This window comes from Ancylobacter dichloromethanicus (assembly GCF_018390645.1).
Lineage (GTDB): Bacteria > Pseudomonadota > Alphaproteobacteria > Rhizobiales > Xanthobacteraceae > Ancylobacter > Ancylobacter dichloromethanicus.
Genome location: NZ_JAHBGC010000063.1, coordinates 1 through 16,426, shown reverse-complemented (window position 1 = coordinate 16,426; position 16,426 = coordinate 1). Strand labels below are relative to the sequence as shown.

Here is a 16,426-nt window from a genome sequence, read left to right as displayed (position 1 = left end):
GTCGGCCGGAGCCCGACCCGATTGAATCCGCCCTGATTGGTAAACCAACCTCTAAGCGGGCGATGAAGAACGCGTTATCCCGTCAGATTGCGGAGCGGTCGGGCGATCGCCCGCCACCTCGGCGCTAGCTGTCGCCGTCACCGGCCGGCGGGTCTTCGCCGATCCGCCCGCCGCGATAGATGCTCCACGGCGTATAGGGAATGCCGATCCTCGCCGCCTTCAGCCGGTCGAGCACGGCGAAATGCAGGTCGCTCTTCACCGTGAGCGCATAATCGACATTCGCCACCACACACCGCAGCTCGAATTTCAGGTAGCTGTCGCCGAACGCCATCAGGAACACCCGCGGCGGCGGCGAGCGCAGCACCTGCGGATGGTCGCAGGCGCAGCCGATCAGCAGGTCGCGCACCTCGTCGGCATCGGCGTCATAGGAGACGTTCACCGCCACGATCACCCGCCCGGTAGTGTTGGCGTGGGTGAAGTTCTTCACCATGCCGGTGATGAGGTCGGAATTGGGAATCAGCACCGCCGCGCGGTCGAAAGTCTCGATCTCGGTGGCGCGCACGCTGATGCGGCGCACATAGCCCTCCTCGCCCTTCACCGCGATGGTGTCGCCCACCCGGATGGGACGTTCGGCCAGCAGGATGAGCCCCGAGACGAAATTCGACACGATGGACTGCAGGCCGAAGCCGATACCCACCGACAAGGCACCGGCAACCAGCGCGATGTTTTCGAGGTTCAACCCGAGCTGGCTCATCGCCATCGCGATCACGGTGATCGAGCCGATATAGCCGATGATGGTGGCAATGGAGTTCTGCAGGCCCTGGTCGAAAGCGGTCTTCGGCAGGATCGCCACCGCGAACCAGCGCTGGATCGCCCGGGCGATGACGATGCCGACCACCAGGAACAGCAGCGCGCTCAGTATGTCGCCGATGGAGATCGTCGAGCTGCCGATGGTGAAGCCGAGGGTCACCCGGCTTGCGAGATCGGCGAGGTCCGAGGTGGAGGTGCCGAAGGTGCCGACCACCAGGACGACGATGCCGATGATCGCCACCACCTTCAGCAGCCCGGCCGCCAGCACGGCGAGAAGTTCGAGGCTCGCCGGGCGCACGCCGAGCGTCTTGGCCACGTGGCGCGCCCGTGGCCCGGTGGCGAGGGCGTCGATGAACACCGAATTGATCAGCGCCACGACGAGATAGAGCGCGCCGGCCATGACCACCGCGATGAGCGAGCGCGAGGCCAGGAAGGTCGCGAAGGTCACATAGCCGGCGATCAGCGCACCGACGATGGTGAGGTCGAACACCCAGAAGGGGAACGTGATCCAGTTCAGCAGGCCCGCCGTGAAGCCGTCCTTGCCGTCAGGGGATTTCCCCCCGTCGGCCTTGCCGTCCTGGAGCCTTGCCTCGCCGGCATCCTCATCGCCGTCGCCGGAGAGCGCGTTGAGCGCCCGCATGCTGCGGGTCGCCAGCACCACGAGGCAGAGCGACATCGTGGCGCTGGTCGCCACCGAGAGCGGCACCGGAGCCACCAGGGCGCGGTGCACGGCACCGAGCATCGCCGCGACACTCAGTACCCATAATCCGATTGTCACATGGCCGTAGATCAGCCGGACTATGGCCTCGGAGAGTGGAATCACCCGGCGCTGCGGTTCGCCGGGCGCCAGCGCGCCATCCAGCAGGCCCCTGCCGACGGCGAGGATGAGGATGGCGAGGAGAATCCCGTCGGCGATCTCGTTGACGCGGGGCGGCAGCAGATCGAAGCCGTTCAGCAGCGCCATCACCGCGGCGGCGGCCGCCGGCGCCGCCACCATCCGCAGCAGGGCGACGAGGGCGGAGAGCCCGCAGGCCCGCAGCCGCGAAAGCGGCTCGCCCTCCGCGCCAAGCTCATCGCGGTGCAACGGCCTTGCGAGCACGCCGCGCACCAGAAAGATCAGGCCGATGATCGCCAGTGCGCCGAAGGCGACGGCGATCTGGCCGAGCGGCGGCATGCGGGCACTGGCATAGGCAGCCCAGTCGTTCAGCAGGTAGCCGATGCCGCGCAGTTCGCCCGGCACCGCCGCTGCCGCCTGCAGCCAGAGCGAGGGGTCGAGCACGCTGTAGGAGCGCGCCAGCAGCCTGTCGGTGAACAGCGCCCGGCGCCGGCTGGTGATGCGGTCCGAGAGCTGGTCGGCGCGCACCTTCAGCAGCTTGGCCTGCTTGAGCACGCCGTCGAGTTCGGTCGCGCGCGCGGTCAGCGCATCGCGCTCGGAGGCGATCGAGCCATCCTCCGGCGTCGCGTCCGCCGCCGGCTTGGGGCCGATCTCCTTGACCCGGTGATTGAAATTCGCCAGCAGCGGCTCCAGCAGGGCGATGCCGGCGGCGAGATCGGTGCGCACCGGATCGAGCCGGTTGCGCAATTCGTCGAGATCGGTGGAGCGCAGGCCGTCGCGTCCGAGAGCCGCCTCTACCCCGTCGACGATGGCGCGCTGGCCCTCCAGCTTCTCCTGCACCTGCTGCTGTTCGAGCGGAATCTGCGCGAAGCCGGCGCTGGCGCCGAGCAACAGGGCCAGCGCAACCAGCGCCGCGATCAGAAAACGGGCCGGGCCAAGTCGCGGGGCGCCGAGGCGGGCGACGCCGATGGCGGAGACAGAAAGGCTCTGGCTGAGATGCATCGCACTGGGACGGATTGGAACCGGAAGGCCGTCCTGTCTCAGTCCCGATCAAGGCCAAGTCAAGGCGTCAGAAGGCGCCGGCGCGGTCAAAGCGCCGCGCCGCACCGGGCGATCGCCGTCAGTTGCCGCGCAGATGCGGCGGCAACAGCCGTTCCTGCAGATCGAACGCGGAGGAGAAGAGGGAGAAGATGTCGCCGAGGAATTCGCGGGTCCGCGAGAACACCGTGGCGCGCGGGGCGCGCATCCGCCCGACCATTTCCTCGTCGTCGAGCTTGAGGTCGGCGGCGTGGTGAACGGCCAGGTTCCGCATCGGCCCGTTATTGGGCAGGAACACGACCTGCAGCTCCTCAATGCCGCGATTCTGCGCCAGCAGCACCAGATGGCGCATCAGGGCCGAACCGATGCCCTTGCCCTGCCAGGGGCGCTCGACGCTGAACGCCGCCTCGGCCGCTGCCGGCTTGCCGGGGCGCTTGCCCAGCGGATGCAACTCCGCCACCGCCCGCAATTCGCCCTCGACGAAATAGCCGATGGCGTGGGCCTGGGTAGAGACGACCCGCGCCGCGTGCCGGGCCAGCGCATTGTCGGAGACCACGCCGCCGAAACGCATGAAACGGCTCAGCGGATCGAGACGGAGAAGATGCTGCAGCACCGCATCACGCTCCGCCGGCACCAGCTTGCGGATGTGCCCGGAAAGGCGCTCATTCGCCGGATGCTGCGGCGCCGGGTTGACGCCATGGGCGGGAGAAACGGCGGCTGCGGACGGTGTCATGGATTCGGCCTCGACGGGACCGCGGACGGTTGTTGCGGCGCAACACAAATATGCGCACCGCACAACGACACAACTCCGGCTTCTGCATGGCTCGCATGCGATGCTGGCGAGCCATGATCACTTTACGCGGCAACGGCCGCCGCGCCAATGGCCCGCGTAGCGGACGCCCCGAAGCCCGGCGGCGGAGCACGTCGCCGCGAGGGCCGGTATCAAGCCCCGGCCTATTTCTGCCGGACCAGGCGGCTGCACTTGGCCGAGGCGTCCTCACCCGTCTCGGTATAGCAGAGGTCGAGCACATCGGGGCCGGCGAGCGAGCCGGCGAAGACGCCGTCGACATCGACAATCACGACGACACGTCCATCCGGGGTCATGCTGCCGTAAACCTCGCTCGTGTCATAGGCACCGGGGGCGCCATACGACTTCATCGCCTTGAACGCCACGCCCTGCTGCTCGCGGACCTCCAGGAGAAGCTCGTGTCGGTCCCACCCGTCCTTGGCCCCCACGCCGGCCTCCTCCCCCTTCCAGCTGCCGAGGAGCGAGACCGGGTCGGCGGCGAGCGCCGGCGCCGCGAGGAACAGGGAGACGGTCGCGAGAACGGCGCTCTTCATGTCGTCAGTCTCCGATGGGGCGAGGGCTGTCCGGCACGTTCCGGTGCGGCGAGGCGGTGCGGCGCGATAGGCGCGCCTGCCTGCGCGTGGCGCCGGCCTCAGGCGAGTTCATCCGGCCGGTGGCCGAATGATGAGATGCTAGCGGCTGGCGCTCAGCGTCCGGCTGCGCGTCGCGACCTCGGAGATCGCCTCGCGCAGGGCGCCGTCGGCGGAGAGGCCGAAATTATAGTGGCTCATCGAGAACGGGCCGACCTTGCCCGGATGAGCGGAGCGAAAGCCGACATAGACACCGAGAAAGGCGCCTTCGGGCGACAGGATGGCCGCGCCGGAAACGCCACCCTCGGCGTCGCAGTCGATCGCCACCTCGCGCAGGCCGCTCGACGCCGTCGCCGTCACCTTGCGCGCGTGGCAAAGCTGCAGCGTGTAGTTCTCCTGTCCGCCGCTGCGCGCCGCCGCCGCCAGCACGATGTCGCCCGGCACCCGCATCGTGCCCGGCATATAGGGCTTGACCCCCTTGGCCGGGCTGACGAGCGGCACCACCGCCCAGTCCTTCACCGCCGGCTGGCCATAGGGTTCGCGGGCGCCGCAGACCACCTTGTCGACATCGACCGGGATCTTCTGCCTGCCGCCGGCGGTCAGCATCTCGAAAGTGCAGCTTGCGCCGCGCCCGCGCGGATGGCCCCCGGGCGCGAACAGCACATGCGCCGCTGTCACCAGCACATTGGCGGCGCCGACCAGTTGGCCGGTGCCCACCGCCGAACCGCAGCGGACCACGCCGGTGGCGCCGAAGCGCGAGGCCATCGCGGTGGATGAAAGGCCGGCAAAGCGGGAATAGTCGTCCCGGCTCAGCCGGTCGTCCCGATCGATGATGATAGCCGAGGACGGCAGGGCGGCGGAGGCTGAACTCTTGCGTTCGATCGCGCCAGCCGGCACGGTGGCCTGCAAGAACGCCGTCAGGAGCGCGAAGCCCAGCGCCAGCGCCTTCCCGTCGTTGATCACGCGCAGCATCCGCATCCCGGTCTCGCCTCGCTCACATGATTGCGAGTGTGGGGGCGCGACAGGGACGGCGTCAAGGCCAGAAGCCGATAACGCCGTGGCACGCCGTCCGGTTCCCGCTTATCTGCCATGCGAAATCCGCAGGCCGGCAGGCCCCACCCATCGCCGATTTTTCGCCCGGCACGCCGTAGAGCTTGCCGCCACGGTCCCGTGACGTTAAGCGTGCGCTGCAACATTGCGGGGTGCCCCAATATGGTGGAATCGGTGGCGGCGGAAGCGGGCGGGTCGGTGCTCGCCGCACGGTATGTCGCCCGCATGGCGGCCGGCGACATCATGCCGGACCCGGGCCAGGCGCGCGTGGTCAGTGCGCTGGCGAGTCTCGAACAGCGCATCGCCTCCCGCCGCCTCGCCCGCAAGTCCTCCGCCCTCGGCTGGCTGTTCGCCCGCCGCGAGGACAGCATTCCGAAGGTCCGCGGTCTCTACATCCACGGCGCCGTCGGCCGCGGCAAGACCATGCTGGTCGACCTGTTCTATGAGAGCGTCGCGGTCCGCAAGCGCAAGCGCCGGGCGCATTTCCACGAGTTCATGGCCGACGTCCACGCCCGCATCTTCCAGGTGCGCACCGACATGAAGCAGGGCCGGATGAAGGATGGCGACCCGATCGCCCCGGTCGCCGCCGCGCTCTACGAGGAAGCGTGGCTGCTGTGCTTCGACGAGTTCCACGTCACCGACATCGCCGATGCGATGATCCTCGGCCGGCTGTTCGAGAAGCTGTTCGATCTTGGCGTGGTCATCGTCGCCACCTCCAACGTCGCGCCCGACGACCTCTATGAGGGCGGCCTCAACCGGGCGCTGTTCCTGCCGTTCATCGCCATGATCGAGCAGCATATGGAAGTGGTGCGGATCGAGTCGCCGACCGACTACCGCATGGAGAAGCTGGGCGGCGCGCGCACCTGGTACGTGCCGGCCGCGCACGAGACCATGGCCGACATCGACCGCGAGATGGACAAGGTCTGGCACCGCATCGCCGGCGTCGACGGCGGCGCCCCCGCCAGCCTCGCCTCCGGCGGGCGCACCATTGCGGTGCCGCGCGCGGGGGGCGGCGCGGCACGCTTTACCTTCGAGGATCTGTGCGGCGCGCCGCTTGGCGCTTCCGACTATCTGCGTCTGGCGCGCGCCTACCACACCCTCGTCATCGACCACATTCCCCGCCTCGACCAGGACCGGCGCAACGAAGCCAAACGCTTCATCACGCTGATCGACGAACTGTACGAGAAGGGCGTGAAGGTGGTCGCCTCGGCCCCCGCCGAGCCCGAGCAACTCTATCTCGGCACCGAGGGCGCGGAAGCGTTCGAATGGGCGCGCACCGTCTCGCGGCTGCATGAGATGCGCTCCGACGACTATATTGCGCGCCCGCACGGGCGCGGCGATTCGCAGGCCAGCGGAAACACCACCGGCCTCGTGGAAACCTGACCGGAGGGTTGAATGGCGCCCCGCTCCATCCGATGTCGCAACGCCGTCGCGTTCACGGACACCCGCCGATGACCCACCGCACCCGCCAGCCGCACGAACCGCCGGCGCAGCACACCTGCGCCCTCACCGGGCAGGTGGTCTGCGCGCGCGACGGCGTTCGCCTCGACATGCTGCGGCCCGCCATGGCCGATCACATCAGGGCGCTACACCCCGACATCGCGCCCGACGCCTATATCTCCCGCAAGGCACTGGGCAAGGAACGCGCCGCCTATATCGCGGAGACGCTGCGGGCCGAGCGCGGCGACCTTTCCCGGCTCGACCACGAGGTGATCGAAAGCCTCGCCGCGAACGACATACTCACCGAGAATGTCGAGGCGGAAATCGAGGGCGCGCGCTCGTTCGGCCAGCGCGCCGCCGACGTCATCGCCGCCTTCGGCGGCAGCTGGACCTTCATCATCTCCTTCGTCGTGTTCATCAATCTCTGGATGGCGGTCAACGTGGCGGGGCTGATGGGGGCCTTCGACCCCTATCCGTTCATCCTGCTGAACCTGGTGCTGTCCTGTGTCGCCGCCCTTCAAGCGCCCGTCATCATGATGAGCCAGAAACGACAGGAGGAGAAAGACCGGCAACGCTCGGAGAACGACTACCGCGTCAATCTCAAGGCCGAGCTGGAAATCCGCCACCTGCACGAGAAGATCGACCACATGCTGACCCGGCAATGGGAACGTCTCGCCGAAATCCAGGCCATCCAGATTGAGTTGATGGAAGATCTCGCCGGCCGTCGACGCTAGATCATGGCAGATGCCCACGGCCATCAGGTATTTCGTATACCAGTACTTTGTCCAAAAGTTGTACTCTGAGCTGTTTACCTCGATGGCCTTACTCGCTTGAACCCCACGAAGATAAGGTCTATCGGAACCCCGCGCGGCGGAGCGCCGCACCCTCCCCTCGGAAAGTCAGGAAATCTCATGGCTCGCGCAAAGATTGCACTGATCGGGGCTGGCCAGATTGGCGGCACTCTCGCCCTTCTCGCCGGCCTCAAGGAACTCGGCGACGTCGTCCTTTTCGACGTGGCGGAAGGTATCCCGCAGGGCAAGAGCCTCGACATCGCCGAAGCGTCGCCGGTCCTCGGCTTCGACGTCGCCTTTGTCGGCGCCAATGGCTATGAGGCGATCGAGGGCGCGGATGTGGTGATCGTCACCGCCGGCGTGCCGCGCAAGCCCGGCATGAGCCGCTCCGATCTTCTCGGCATCAACCTCAAGGTGATGGAACAGGTCGGCGCCGGCATCGCCCAGTTCGCCCCCGACGCCTTCGTCATCTGCGTCACCAACCCGCTCGACGCCATGGTGTGGGCGCTGCAGAAGGCGTCCGGCCTGCCCACCCACAAGGTGGTCGGCATGGCGGGCGTGCTCGATTCCGCCCGCTTCCGCTACTTCCTCGCCGACGAGTTCGATGTGTCGGTCGAGGACGTCACCGCCTTCGTGCTCGGCGGCCATGGCGACGACATGGTGCCGCTGGTGCGCTATTCCGGCGTCGCCGGCATCCCGCTGCCGGACCTCGTCAAGATGGGCTGGACCTCGCAGGACAAGGTGGACGCCATCGTCGACCGCACCCGCAAGGGCGGCGGCGAGATCGTCAACCTGCTGAAGACCGGCTCGGCCTTCTACGCCCCGGCCGCCTCGGCGATCGAGATGGCGACCTCCTATCTCAGAGACAAGAAGCGCCTGCTGCCGGCCGCGGCCTATCTCACCGGCCAGTACGGCGTGGACGAACTCTATCTCGGCGTGCCGGTGATCATCGGCGCCGGCGGCGTCGAGCGGATCGTCGAGATCGAACTCGATGCCAATGAGCGCGCCATGCTCGACAAGTCGGTCGCTTCCGTTAGGGAATTGGTCGGCGAGTGCCAGAAGATCGCCCCCGATCTCGGCGCGTGAACCTCGCCACGGCCTCGGGCGCGGCGCCAGGGCGCCGCTGTCGCGAGGACGTGAACGGCCCCCGGGCCGATAATGCGCGGCGGGGAACTCCCGCCGCTGGCGCGCCACAGGCTGGTGCCGATATTGCTTATACCTATGGAATGCGATTTCGCATTCCAGTGCCGCATTCCTGCGGCATTCCCCAGGTGAATACGAGAACTATATAGTGCCTACCCGACTTTCGCCCCGCCCTGCGGGGCACCGCGGTGAGCCCGGGGTGCCGGCCTCTGGCGATCTTCGGCGAGAGAGCACTGCCACTGGACCCCGACGGTCCCCCAGGAGCCGACGATGTCGCGCGCGGACGTGAACGAGACCTTTCTCAATACCTCCTTCCTCTACGGAGCCAATGCGGCCTGGATCGAGGACCTCTATGCCCGATTTGAGGCCGACCCGAATTCGGTGGACGCCGAGTGGCAGGCCTTCTTCGCCGGGCTGAAGGACGCCCCGGCCGATGTCGAGAAGAGCGCCCGCGGCGCCTCCTGGAAGAAGCAGGGCTGGCCGATCCACGCCAATGGCGAACTGGTCTCGGCCATGGACGGCCACTGGATCGAGGTCGAGAAGGCGGTCGGCCGCAAGGTCGAGGCCAAGGCGGCCGAGAAGGCGCAGAAGGCCGGCGTCGAACTCTCCGCCACCGAGGTTCAGCAGGCCACGCGCGATTCCGTCAAGGCGCTGATGATGATCCGCGCCTACCGCATGCGCGGCCACCTCCACGCCAAGCTCGACCCGCTGGGTCTTGAGCCGGTCCGCGCCGCGCCCGAACTCGACCCCGCCTCCTACGGCTTCCGCGAGGCCGACCTCGACCGGCCGATCTTCATCGACCACGTGCTGGGCATGGAGTTCGCCACCGTCCGCCAGATGGTCGCCATTCTCCAGCGCACCTATTGCGCGACGCTCGGCGTCGAGTTCATGCACATCTCCTCGCCCGAGGAGAAGGCGTGGATCCAGGAGCGCATCGAGGGGCCGGACAAGGAGATCACCTTCACCCGCGAGGGCAAGCGCGCCATCCTCAACAAGCTGGTGGAGGCCGAGGGCTTCGAGAAGTTCCTCGACGTCCGCTACACCGGTACCAAGCGCTTCGGCCTCGACGGCGCCGAGAGCCTGATCCCGGCGCTGGAACAGATCATCAAGCGCGGCGGCAATCTCGGCGTGAAGGAGATCGTGCTGGGCATGGCCCATCGCGGCCGCCTCAACGTGCTGACCCAGGTGATGGGCAAGCCGCACCGCGCGCTGTTCCACGAGTTCAAGGGCGGCTCCTGGGCCCCCGACGAGGTCGAGGGCTCGGGCGACGTCAAGTATCATCTCGGCGCCTCCTCGGACCGCGAGTTCGACGGCAACCAGGTGCATCTGTCGCTGACCGCCAACCCGTCGCATCTGGAGATCGTCGATCCGGTGGTGCTCGGCAAATCGCGCGCCAAGCAGGACCTGCTGCGCGACACCGAGCGCACCCAGGTGCTTCCGTTGCTGCTGCATGGCGACGCCGCCTTCGCCGGCCAGGGCGTGGTGGCCGAATGCCTCGGCCTGTCCGGCCTGAAGGGACACCGCACCGGCGGCTCGATCCACTTCATCATCAATAACCAGATCGGCTTCACCACCTATCCGCGCTTCTCGCGCTCCTCGCCCTATCCTTCCGATGTGGCGAAGACCATCGAGGCGCCGATCTTCCATGTGAACGGCGACGACCCCGAGGCGGTGACCTTCGCCGCCAAGATCGCGACCGAATTCCGCCAGCGCTTCCGCAAGCCGGTGGTGGTGGACATGTTCTGCTACCGTCGCTTCGGCCACAATGAAGGCGACGAGCCGGCGTTCACCCAGCCCTTGATGTACAAGCTCATCAAGCAGCATCCGACGACGCTGGAGCTGTATTCGCGCAAGCTCGAGGCGGAAGGGGTGATCGCGCCCGGCGAGATCGACGGCATGCGTGCCGAGTGGCGCGCCAATCTCGATATCGAGCATGAGGCCGGTCAGGCCTACAAGCCGAACAAGGCCGACTGGCTTGACGGCCGCTGGGCCGGCTTGAAGGCCGCCGCCACCGAGGACGACCCCCGCCGGGGTGTCACCGGCGTCGATTTCGACGAATTGCGCGCGATCGGCGAGCGGATCACCACCGTGCCGGAGGGCTTCCACGTCCACCGCACCATCCAGCGCTTCCTCGACGCACGCCGCAAGGCGATCCTGGAGGACGGTGCCGGCATCGACTGGTCGACGGCGGAGGCGCTCGCCTTCACCTCGCTGCTGCTCGACGGCCACCCGGTCCGCCTGTCCGGCCAGGACAGCGAGCGCGGCACCTTCTCGCAGCGCCATTCGGTGCTGATCGACCAGGAGACCGAGGAGCGCCACACCCCGTTCAACCATGTGCGCGCCGGCCAGGCCCATTACGAGGTCATCAACTCGATGCTCTCGGAAGAGGCCGTGCTCGGCTTCGAGTATGGCTATTCGCTCTCCGAGCCCAACGCGCTGACCATGTGGGAAGCCCAGTTCGGCGATTTCGCCAATGGCGCGCAGGTGGTGTTCGACCAGTTCCTGTCGTCCGGCGAGCGCAAATGGCTGCGCATGTCGGGCCTCGTCTGCCTGCTGCCGCATGGCTATGAGGGCCAGGGGCCGGAGCATTCCTCCGCCCGCCTCGAGCGCTACCTGCAGATGTGCGCCGAGGACAACATGCAGGTCGCGAACCTGACGACGCCGGCAAACTATTTCCACGCCCTGCGCCGCCAGCTCAAGCGCGACTTCCGCAAGCCGCTGATCCTGATGACGCCGAAGAGCCTGCTGCGCCACAAGCGCGCCGTCTCGACCCTGGCCGAGTTCGGGCCGCAGACCACCTTCCATCGCGTGCTGTGGGACGATGCCGACGGCAATTTCGCTGCCGCACGGCCGGCGGAGGCGGTGAAGCTGAAGCCGGACAACGAGATTCGCCGCGTCGTGCTGTCCTCGGGCAAGGTCTATTACGACCTCTATGAGGAGCGCGAGCGCCGCGGCATCGACGACATCTATCTGATGCGCGTCGAGCAGTTGTTCCCGTTCCCGCTCAAGACGCTGGCGCAGGAGATCGGCCGCTTCAAGCAGGCCGAGATCGTCTGGTGCCAGGAAGAGCCGAAGAACCAGGGCGGCTGGGCCTTCGTGCAGCCTTATCTGGAATGGGTGCTGGAACAGGCCGGCTCGGCCTCGGCGCGGCCGCGCTATACCGGCCGCCCCGCCTCCGCCGCCACGGCGACAGGGTTGATGTCCAAGCATCTCGCGCAGCTCAAGGCGTTTCTGCAGGACGCCCTGGGCTGAGCATCCGCAAGAACCGAGCAATCAAGTGACGGCCGCCCGGCCGGCAAACGGTGAGGAAGAACGAGCATGGCCACCGAGATCCGCGTTCCGACGCTGGGCGAATCGGTCACCGAGGCGACCATCGGCAAGTGGTTCAAGAAGGCCGGCGATGCCGTCGCCGCCGACGAGCCGATTGTCGAACTGGAGACCGACAAGGTCACGATCGAGGTGCCTGCGCCGGCGGCCGGCGTGCTCTCCGAGATCATCGCCGCGGATGGCGAGACCGTCGGCGTCGGCGCGCTGCTCGGCTCGATCGGCGAAGGCGCCGGCGCGGCGAAGGCGGCGCCCGCTCCCGCCAAGGCCGAGGCACCCAAGGCCAACGTAGCCACGGCCGATGCTCCCAGGGTCGACGCGCCGAAGCCGGAGGCGGCCAAAGCCGCGGCCGGCGCCAATGGCCCCGCCGTCGCCAAGCTGGCGGCCGAGAGCGGCATCAACCCGGCCCTGCTCGCGGGCTCCGGCAAGGACGCCCGCGTGACCAAGGGCGACATGCTCGCCGCCATCGCCACCGGCGGCCCGGCGGCGACGCCGACACCCGCCCCGGCGGCCGCCCGCGCCCCCTCGGCGCCGGATGATGCCTCGCGCGAAGAGCGCGTGAAGATGACCAAGCTGCGCCAGACCATCGCCCGGCGGCTGAAGGACGCGCAGAACAGCGCGGCCATGCTCACCACCTTCAACGATGTCGACATGTCGGCGGTGATGGGTCTGCGCGCCCAGTACAAGGACGTGTTCGAGAAGAAGCACGGCGTGAAGCTGGGCTTCATGGGCTTCTTCACCAAGGCGGTGATCCAGGCCCTCAAGGATGTGCCCGAGGTGAACGCCGAGATCGACGGCACCGACCTCGTGTACAAGAATTACTACCATGTCGGCATCGCCGTCGGCACCGACAAGGGTCTGGTCGTGCCGGTGGTGCGCGACGCCGACCGGATGTCGATCGCCGAGATCGAGAAGACCATCTCCGGCCTCGGCCGCAAGGCGCGCGACGGCAAGCTCGGCATCGAGGACATGCAGGGCGGCACCTTCACCATCACCAATGGCGGCATCTACGGCTCGCTGATGTCGACACCGATCCTCAACGCGCCGCAGTCCGGCATTCTCGGCATGCACCGCATCGAGGAGCGCCCGGTCGTGGTGAAGGGGCAGATCGTCGCCCGCCCGATGATGTATCTGGCGCTGAGCTACGACCACCGCATCGTCGACGGCAAGGGCGCGGTGACCTTCCTCGTCCGCGTCAAGGAAGCCCTCGAAGACCCGACCCGCCTCGTTCTGGATCTTTGACAGGCCGGCACTTTTCCTCAAGGGCGGCCGGCAGGGGTCGGCCGCTCCTCAACGGGTAGCATCATGTCCTACGATCTTGTCGTCATCGGCACCGGCCCCGGCGGCTATGTGTGCGCCATCCGCGCCGCCCAGCTCGGGCTCAAGGTCGCGGTGGTCGAGAAGCGCGCCACCTTCGGCGGCACCTGCCTCAACATCGGCTGCATCCCCTCCAAGGCGCTGCTGCACGCCTCGCACCGCTTCGAGGAAGCCGGGCACAGCTTCGCCAAGATGGGCATCAAGGTCGACACGCCCACGCTCGACCACGCGGCCCTGCTCGGCTTCAAGGACCAGGCGGTGGAAGGCAACACCAAGGGCGTCGCCTTCCTGATGAAGAAGAACAAGATCGACACCTTCCACGGCACGGCCAGCATCCCCGCGCCCGGCAAGATCGATGTCGCCATGGCCGACGGCTCGCAGCAGACTCTTGAGGCCACCGCCATCGTCATCGCCACCGGCTCGGATGTGGCCAAGCTCCCCGGCATCGAGATCGACGAGACGCGCATCGTCTCCTCCACCGGGGGCATCGCGCTGGAGAAGGTGCCGGGCAAGCTGCTGGTGGTCGGCGCCGGCGTCATCGGGCTGGAACTCGGCAGCGTGTGGCGGCGCCTCGGGTCCGAGGTCACCGTGGTGGAATATCTCGACCGCATCCTGCCGGGCATGGACAATGAGGTAGCGAAGTCGTTCCAGCGCATTCTGGAAAAGCAGGGCGTCGCGTTCCGGCTCGGCGCCAAGGTCACCGGTGTCGATGCCTCGGGCCAGACGCTCAAGGTCTCGGTCGAACCCGCCGCCGGGGGCGAGGCGCAGACGGTGGAGGCCGATGTGGTGCTGGTCGCCATCGGCCGCGTGGCCTATACGGAAGGGCTCGGGCTGGAGGCGCTGGGCGTCGAGACCGACCGGCGCGGCCGCGTCGTCACCGACCATTACTACCGCACCAACGTGCCCGGCATCTTCGCCATCGGCGACGCCATCGCCGGCCCGATGCTGGCCCACAAGGCCGAGGACGAGGGCGTGGCGCTGGCCGAGCTGCTCGCCGGCCAGGCCGGCCATGTGAATTACGACGTCATCCCGGCGGTGGTCTACACCTTCCCGGAGGTCGCTTCGGTCGGCAAGACCGAGGAGGAGCTGAAGCAGGCCGGCATCGCCTACAAGGTCGGCAAGTTCCCCTTCCTCGCCAATGGCCGCGCCAAGGCCAATGACGAGACCGACGGCTTCGTGAAGATCCTCGCGGATGAGACCACCGACCGGGTGCTCGGCGCCCACATCATCGGCGCCGAGGCCGGCGAGATGATCCACGAATGCGCGGTGCTGATGGAGTTCGGCGGCTCGTCGGAAGACCTCGCCCGCACCTGCCACGCCCACCCCACCCGTTCCGAGGCGGTGAAGGAAGCGGCGATGGCGGTGGAAAAGCGCGCCATCCACATGTGAGCCTGCCCGGTTTTTCCCGGTCACAAAAAATCGGCCCGGAAGTCACCTTCCGGGCCGTTCTGCGTCAAGGGGGAGAGTTGGGCCGGTCAGGAACCCTTGACCTCGGTCTTGGTCTGCTTCGCCGCATGCGCCGGACAGTCGGCGAAGGCGGTTCCGGCCACGGCCGTGGTAAAGGCAAGCGCGCACAGAGCGGTCACGAGACGCTTCATCGAATGGTCTCCTCTGTTTCGGGGTCCAATATGACGAGTGTCACCTACCTTCCCCTAGGTGAAAACCCCTACACCGGTTTCGAGATACCGCAAGCGCCCATTTCGCCGCCCGTTCACGCATCCGTGTACGTCACCGCCTCGATCTTCCAGCCATCGGGGTCGAACAGGAAGGCCGCATAATACCCCTCGCCGTAATGCGGGCGCAGACCCGGGCCGCCGGCATCGCGCCCGCCCGTCGCCAGCCCGGCGGCATGGAACGCTTCCACCGCCCGCCGGGTCGGCGCCATGAAGCACAGGTGAAAGCCCGGCGGCGGCGTGATCGCGTCGACCCGGTGCTGGATCCAGAATGGCGCCGCGCCGGGCGTGCCCTCCGGCGAGGGCATCTCCCCTTCCGGCCCCCAGCAGGCGGATTCGCCCTCCGGCTCGGCATGGGAGGAGACGCGCACGAAACCGAGCGGCGCCAGCACCGCGTCATAGAAGGCGAGCGCCCGCGCATAGTCGCTCACCCCGATCGACATGTGCTCGATCATCGGCGGGATTTGCGTCATCGGCTTGCCCTTCTCATTTGCCGGTGGCGCGCGGATGCGCGGATTTCCACGCCGCCATCAGCGTCGCGGTGTCGACGGCGGCATAGATCTGCGTGGTGGAAAGCGAGGCATGGCCGAGCAGTTCCTGGATCGAGCGCAGATCGCCGCCGCGCCCCAGCAGATGGGTGGCGAAGGAGTGGCGCAGCGCGTGCGGCGTCGCGCTGTCCGGCAGACCGAGCGCGCCGCGCATCCGCTCCACTGCCAGTTGCACGACACGCGGCGAGAGCGGTCCGCCCTTGGCGCCGCGGAACAGCGCCCCGGTCGGCTCCAGTTCATAGGGGCAGGCGCGGGCATAGGCGTCGATGCCCTCGATCACCGACGCCAGCACCGGCACCATGCGGGTCTTGCCGCCCTTGCCATGGACCAATATCTGGTCGCCGCGTCCCGGCTCGGGCATGTCGCGGCGCATCAGCCCCAGCGCCTCGGAGATGCGCAGGCCGGAGCCGTAGAGCAGCGCCAGCACCGCCGCGTCGCGGGCGAGGATCCAGGGCTCGCGCGCCTCTCCCGCGCGGGTGGCGGGATCGGCCAGCGCCCGCGCATCGGCCGGCGCCAGCGGCCGCGGCAAGGTGCGCGTAATGCGCGGTCCGCGCACAGCGGTGAGCGCCCCCACCTTGCCCAGCCCCTCGCGCTCCAGGTGGCGGGCAAAGGAGCGGGCGGCGGCGAGGAAGCGCATCAGCGTGCGCGCCTCGATGCCCTCGGCCCGGCGCGCCGCGATCACCGCCCGCACGTCGCGCGGCTGCAGCGCGGCGAGGTCGGCCAGCGTCGGCGGACGGCCGAGCGGACCGGCCAGCACGCCGAGAAAGGTCGCCACGTCGCGGGCATAGGCCTCGCGGGTCTTCGCGGCCAGCCGGCGCTCATGGCCGAGACGGGCCAGCCAGCCCGCCAGCGCCGCGCCGACATCCGGCGCCGCCCCGGCCAGCAGCCCGCGCTCCGCGCGGATCGCCTTCTGCAAATCGGTGCTTGCCATGGCGTTTCCTCCAGATCGGGGGCGATCCTGCCGGCTCGCGGTTAAGATTCGTCATCGCGGACGGCCGCCCAGTATAGAATGCGACGCACTATAGTCCACATCCGTGGCGATCGACATATCGTGCTCCTCTCATCCCGCCATGCACCGGC

Annotated in this window: 13 protein-coding genes; 6 read left to right on the top strand and 7 right to left on the bottom strand. The window is 68.0% G+C overall.

The features are described from left to right. Positions 1-124 precede the first annotated feature (124 nt). The 4 genes from KHC23_RS23570 to KHC23_RS23555 form a co-directional block, all read right to left on the bottom strand. Positions 125-2,647: a DUF3772 domain-containing protein gene (locus KHC23_RS23570; protein WP_213376154.1), complete on the bottom strand. Its 2,523-nt coding sequence runs from the start codon at positions 2,645-2,647 to the stop codon at positions 125-127. Between the two features lie 118 nt (positions 2,648-2,765). Then, the gene (locus KHC23_RS23565; RefSeq protein ID WP_213376153.1) at positions 2,766-3,416 is read right to left on the bottom strand and encodes a GNAT family N-acetyltransferase; all 651 of its coding nucleotides are present in this window, start codon (positions 3,414-3,416) and stop codon (positions 2,766-2,768) included. Between the two features lie 221 nt (positions 3,417-3,637). After that, positions 3,638-4,024 (bottom strand): hypothetical protein, encoded by a 387-nt coding sequence (locus KHC23_RS23560; RefSeq protein ID WP_213376152.1) that lies wholly within the window; start codon positions 4,022-4,024, stop codon positions 3,638-3,640. 138 nt (positions 4,025-4,162) lie between these two features. After that, positions 4,163-5,038 carry a trypsin-like peptidase domain-containing protein gene (locus KHC23_RS23555; protein ID WP_213376151.1) on the bottom strand — a complete coding sequence of 292 codons (876 nt, stop codon included), beginning with the start codon at positions 5,036-5,038 and terminating at the stop codon, positions 4,163-4,165. Positions 5,039-5,272: 234 nt separating this feature from the next. On the opposite strand from KHC23_RS23555, the gene zapE reads away from it, so the two are divergent. The 6 genes from zapE (at position 5,273) to lpdA (ending at position 14,514) form a co-directional block, all read left to right on the top strand. After that, a complete protein-coding gene (gene zapE / locus KHC23_RS23550; RefSeq protein WP_213376150.1) occupies positions 5,273-6,493 on the top strand; it encodes a cell division protein ZapE in 1,221 nt (406 codons plus the stop codon). 68 nt (positions 6,494-6,561) lie between these two features. Further along, positions 6,562-7,284, top strand: coding sequence for a DUF1003 domain-containing protein (locus tag KHC23_RS23545; RefSeq protein WP_213376149.1), 723 nt, complete (start codon positions 6,562-6,564; stop codon positions 7,282-7,284). A gap of 177 nt (positions 7,285-7,461) precedes the next feature. Further along, the gene (mdh, locus tag KHC23_RS23540) at positions 7,462-8,427 is read left to right on the top strand and encodes a malate dehydrogenase (protein ID WP_213376148.1); all 966 of its coding nucleotides are present in this window, start codon (positions 7,462-7,464) and stop codon (positions 8,425-8,427) included. A gap of 327 nt (positions 8,428-8,754) precedes the next feature. Next, the gene (locus KHC23_RS23535) at positions 8,755-11,736 is read left to right on the top strand and encodes a 2-oxoglutarate dehydrogenase E1 component (RefSeq protein ID WP_213376147.1); all 2,982 of its coding nucleotides are present in this window, start codon (positions 8,755-8,757) and stop codon (positions 11,734-11,736) included. A 66-nt stretch (positions 11,737-11,802) separates the two neighbouring features. Further along, the gene (odhB, locus tag KHC23_RS23530; RefSeq protein ID WP_213376146.1) at positions 11,803-13,050 is read left to right on the top strand and encodes a 2-oxoglutarate dehydrogenase complex dihydrolipoyllysine-residue succinyltransferase; all 1,248 of its coding nucleotides are present in this window, start codon (positions 11,803-11,805) and stop codon (positions 13,048-13,050) included. Positions 13,051-13,113: 63 nt separating this feature from the next. After that, positions 13,114-14,514, top strand: a complete 1,401-nt coding sequence (lpdA, locus tag KHC23_RS23525) for a dihydrolipoyl dehydrogenase (protein ID WP_213376145.1) — start codon at positions 13,114-13,116, stop codon at positions 14,512-14,514. 86 nt (positions 14,515-14,600) lie between these two features. Here lpdA and KHC23_RS24730 read toward each other — a convergent pair whose 3' ends face one another. From KHC23_RS24730 to KHC23_RS23515, 3 genes are all read right to left on the bottom strand, one after another. Beyond that, positions 14,601-14,723: a hypothetical protein gene (locus KHC23_RS24730; protein ID WP_271188714.1), complete on the bottom strand. Its 123-nt coding sequence runs from the start codon at positions 14,721-14,723 to the stop codon at positions 14,601-14,603. A 113-nt stretch (positions 14,724-14,836) separates the two neighbouring features. Beyond that, positions 14,837-15,271 (bottom strand): VOC family protein, encoded by a 435-nt coding sequence (locus KHC23_RS23520; protein WP_213376144.1) that lies wholly within the window; start codon positions 15,269-15,271, stop codon positions 14,837-14,839. 13 nt (positions 15,272-15,284) lie between these two features. Continuing rightward, positions 15,285-16,277, bottom strand: coding sequence for a tyrosine recombinase XerC (locus KHC23_RS23515; RefSeq protein ID WP_213376143.1), 993 nt, complete (start codon positions 16,275-16,277; stop codon positions 15,285-15,287). Between the last annotated feature and the right edge of the window lie 149 nt (positions 16,278-16,426).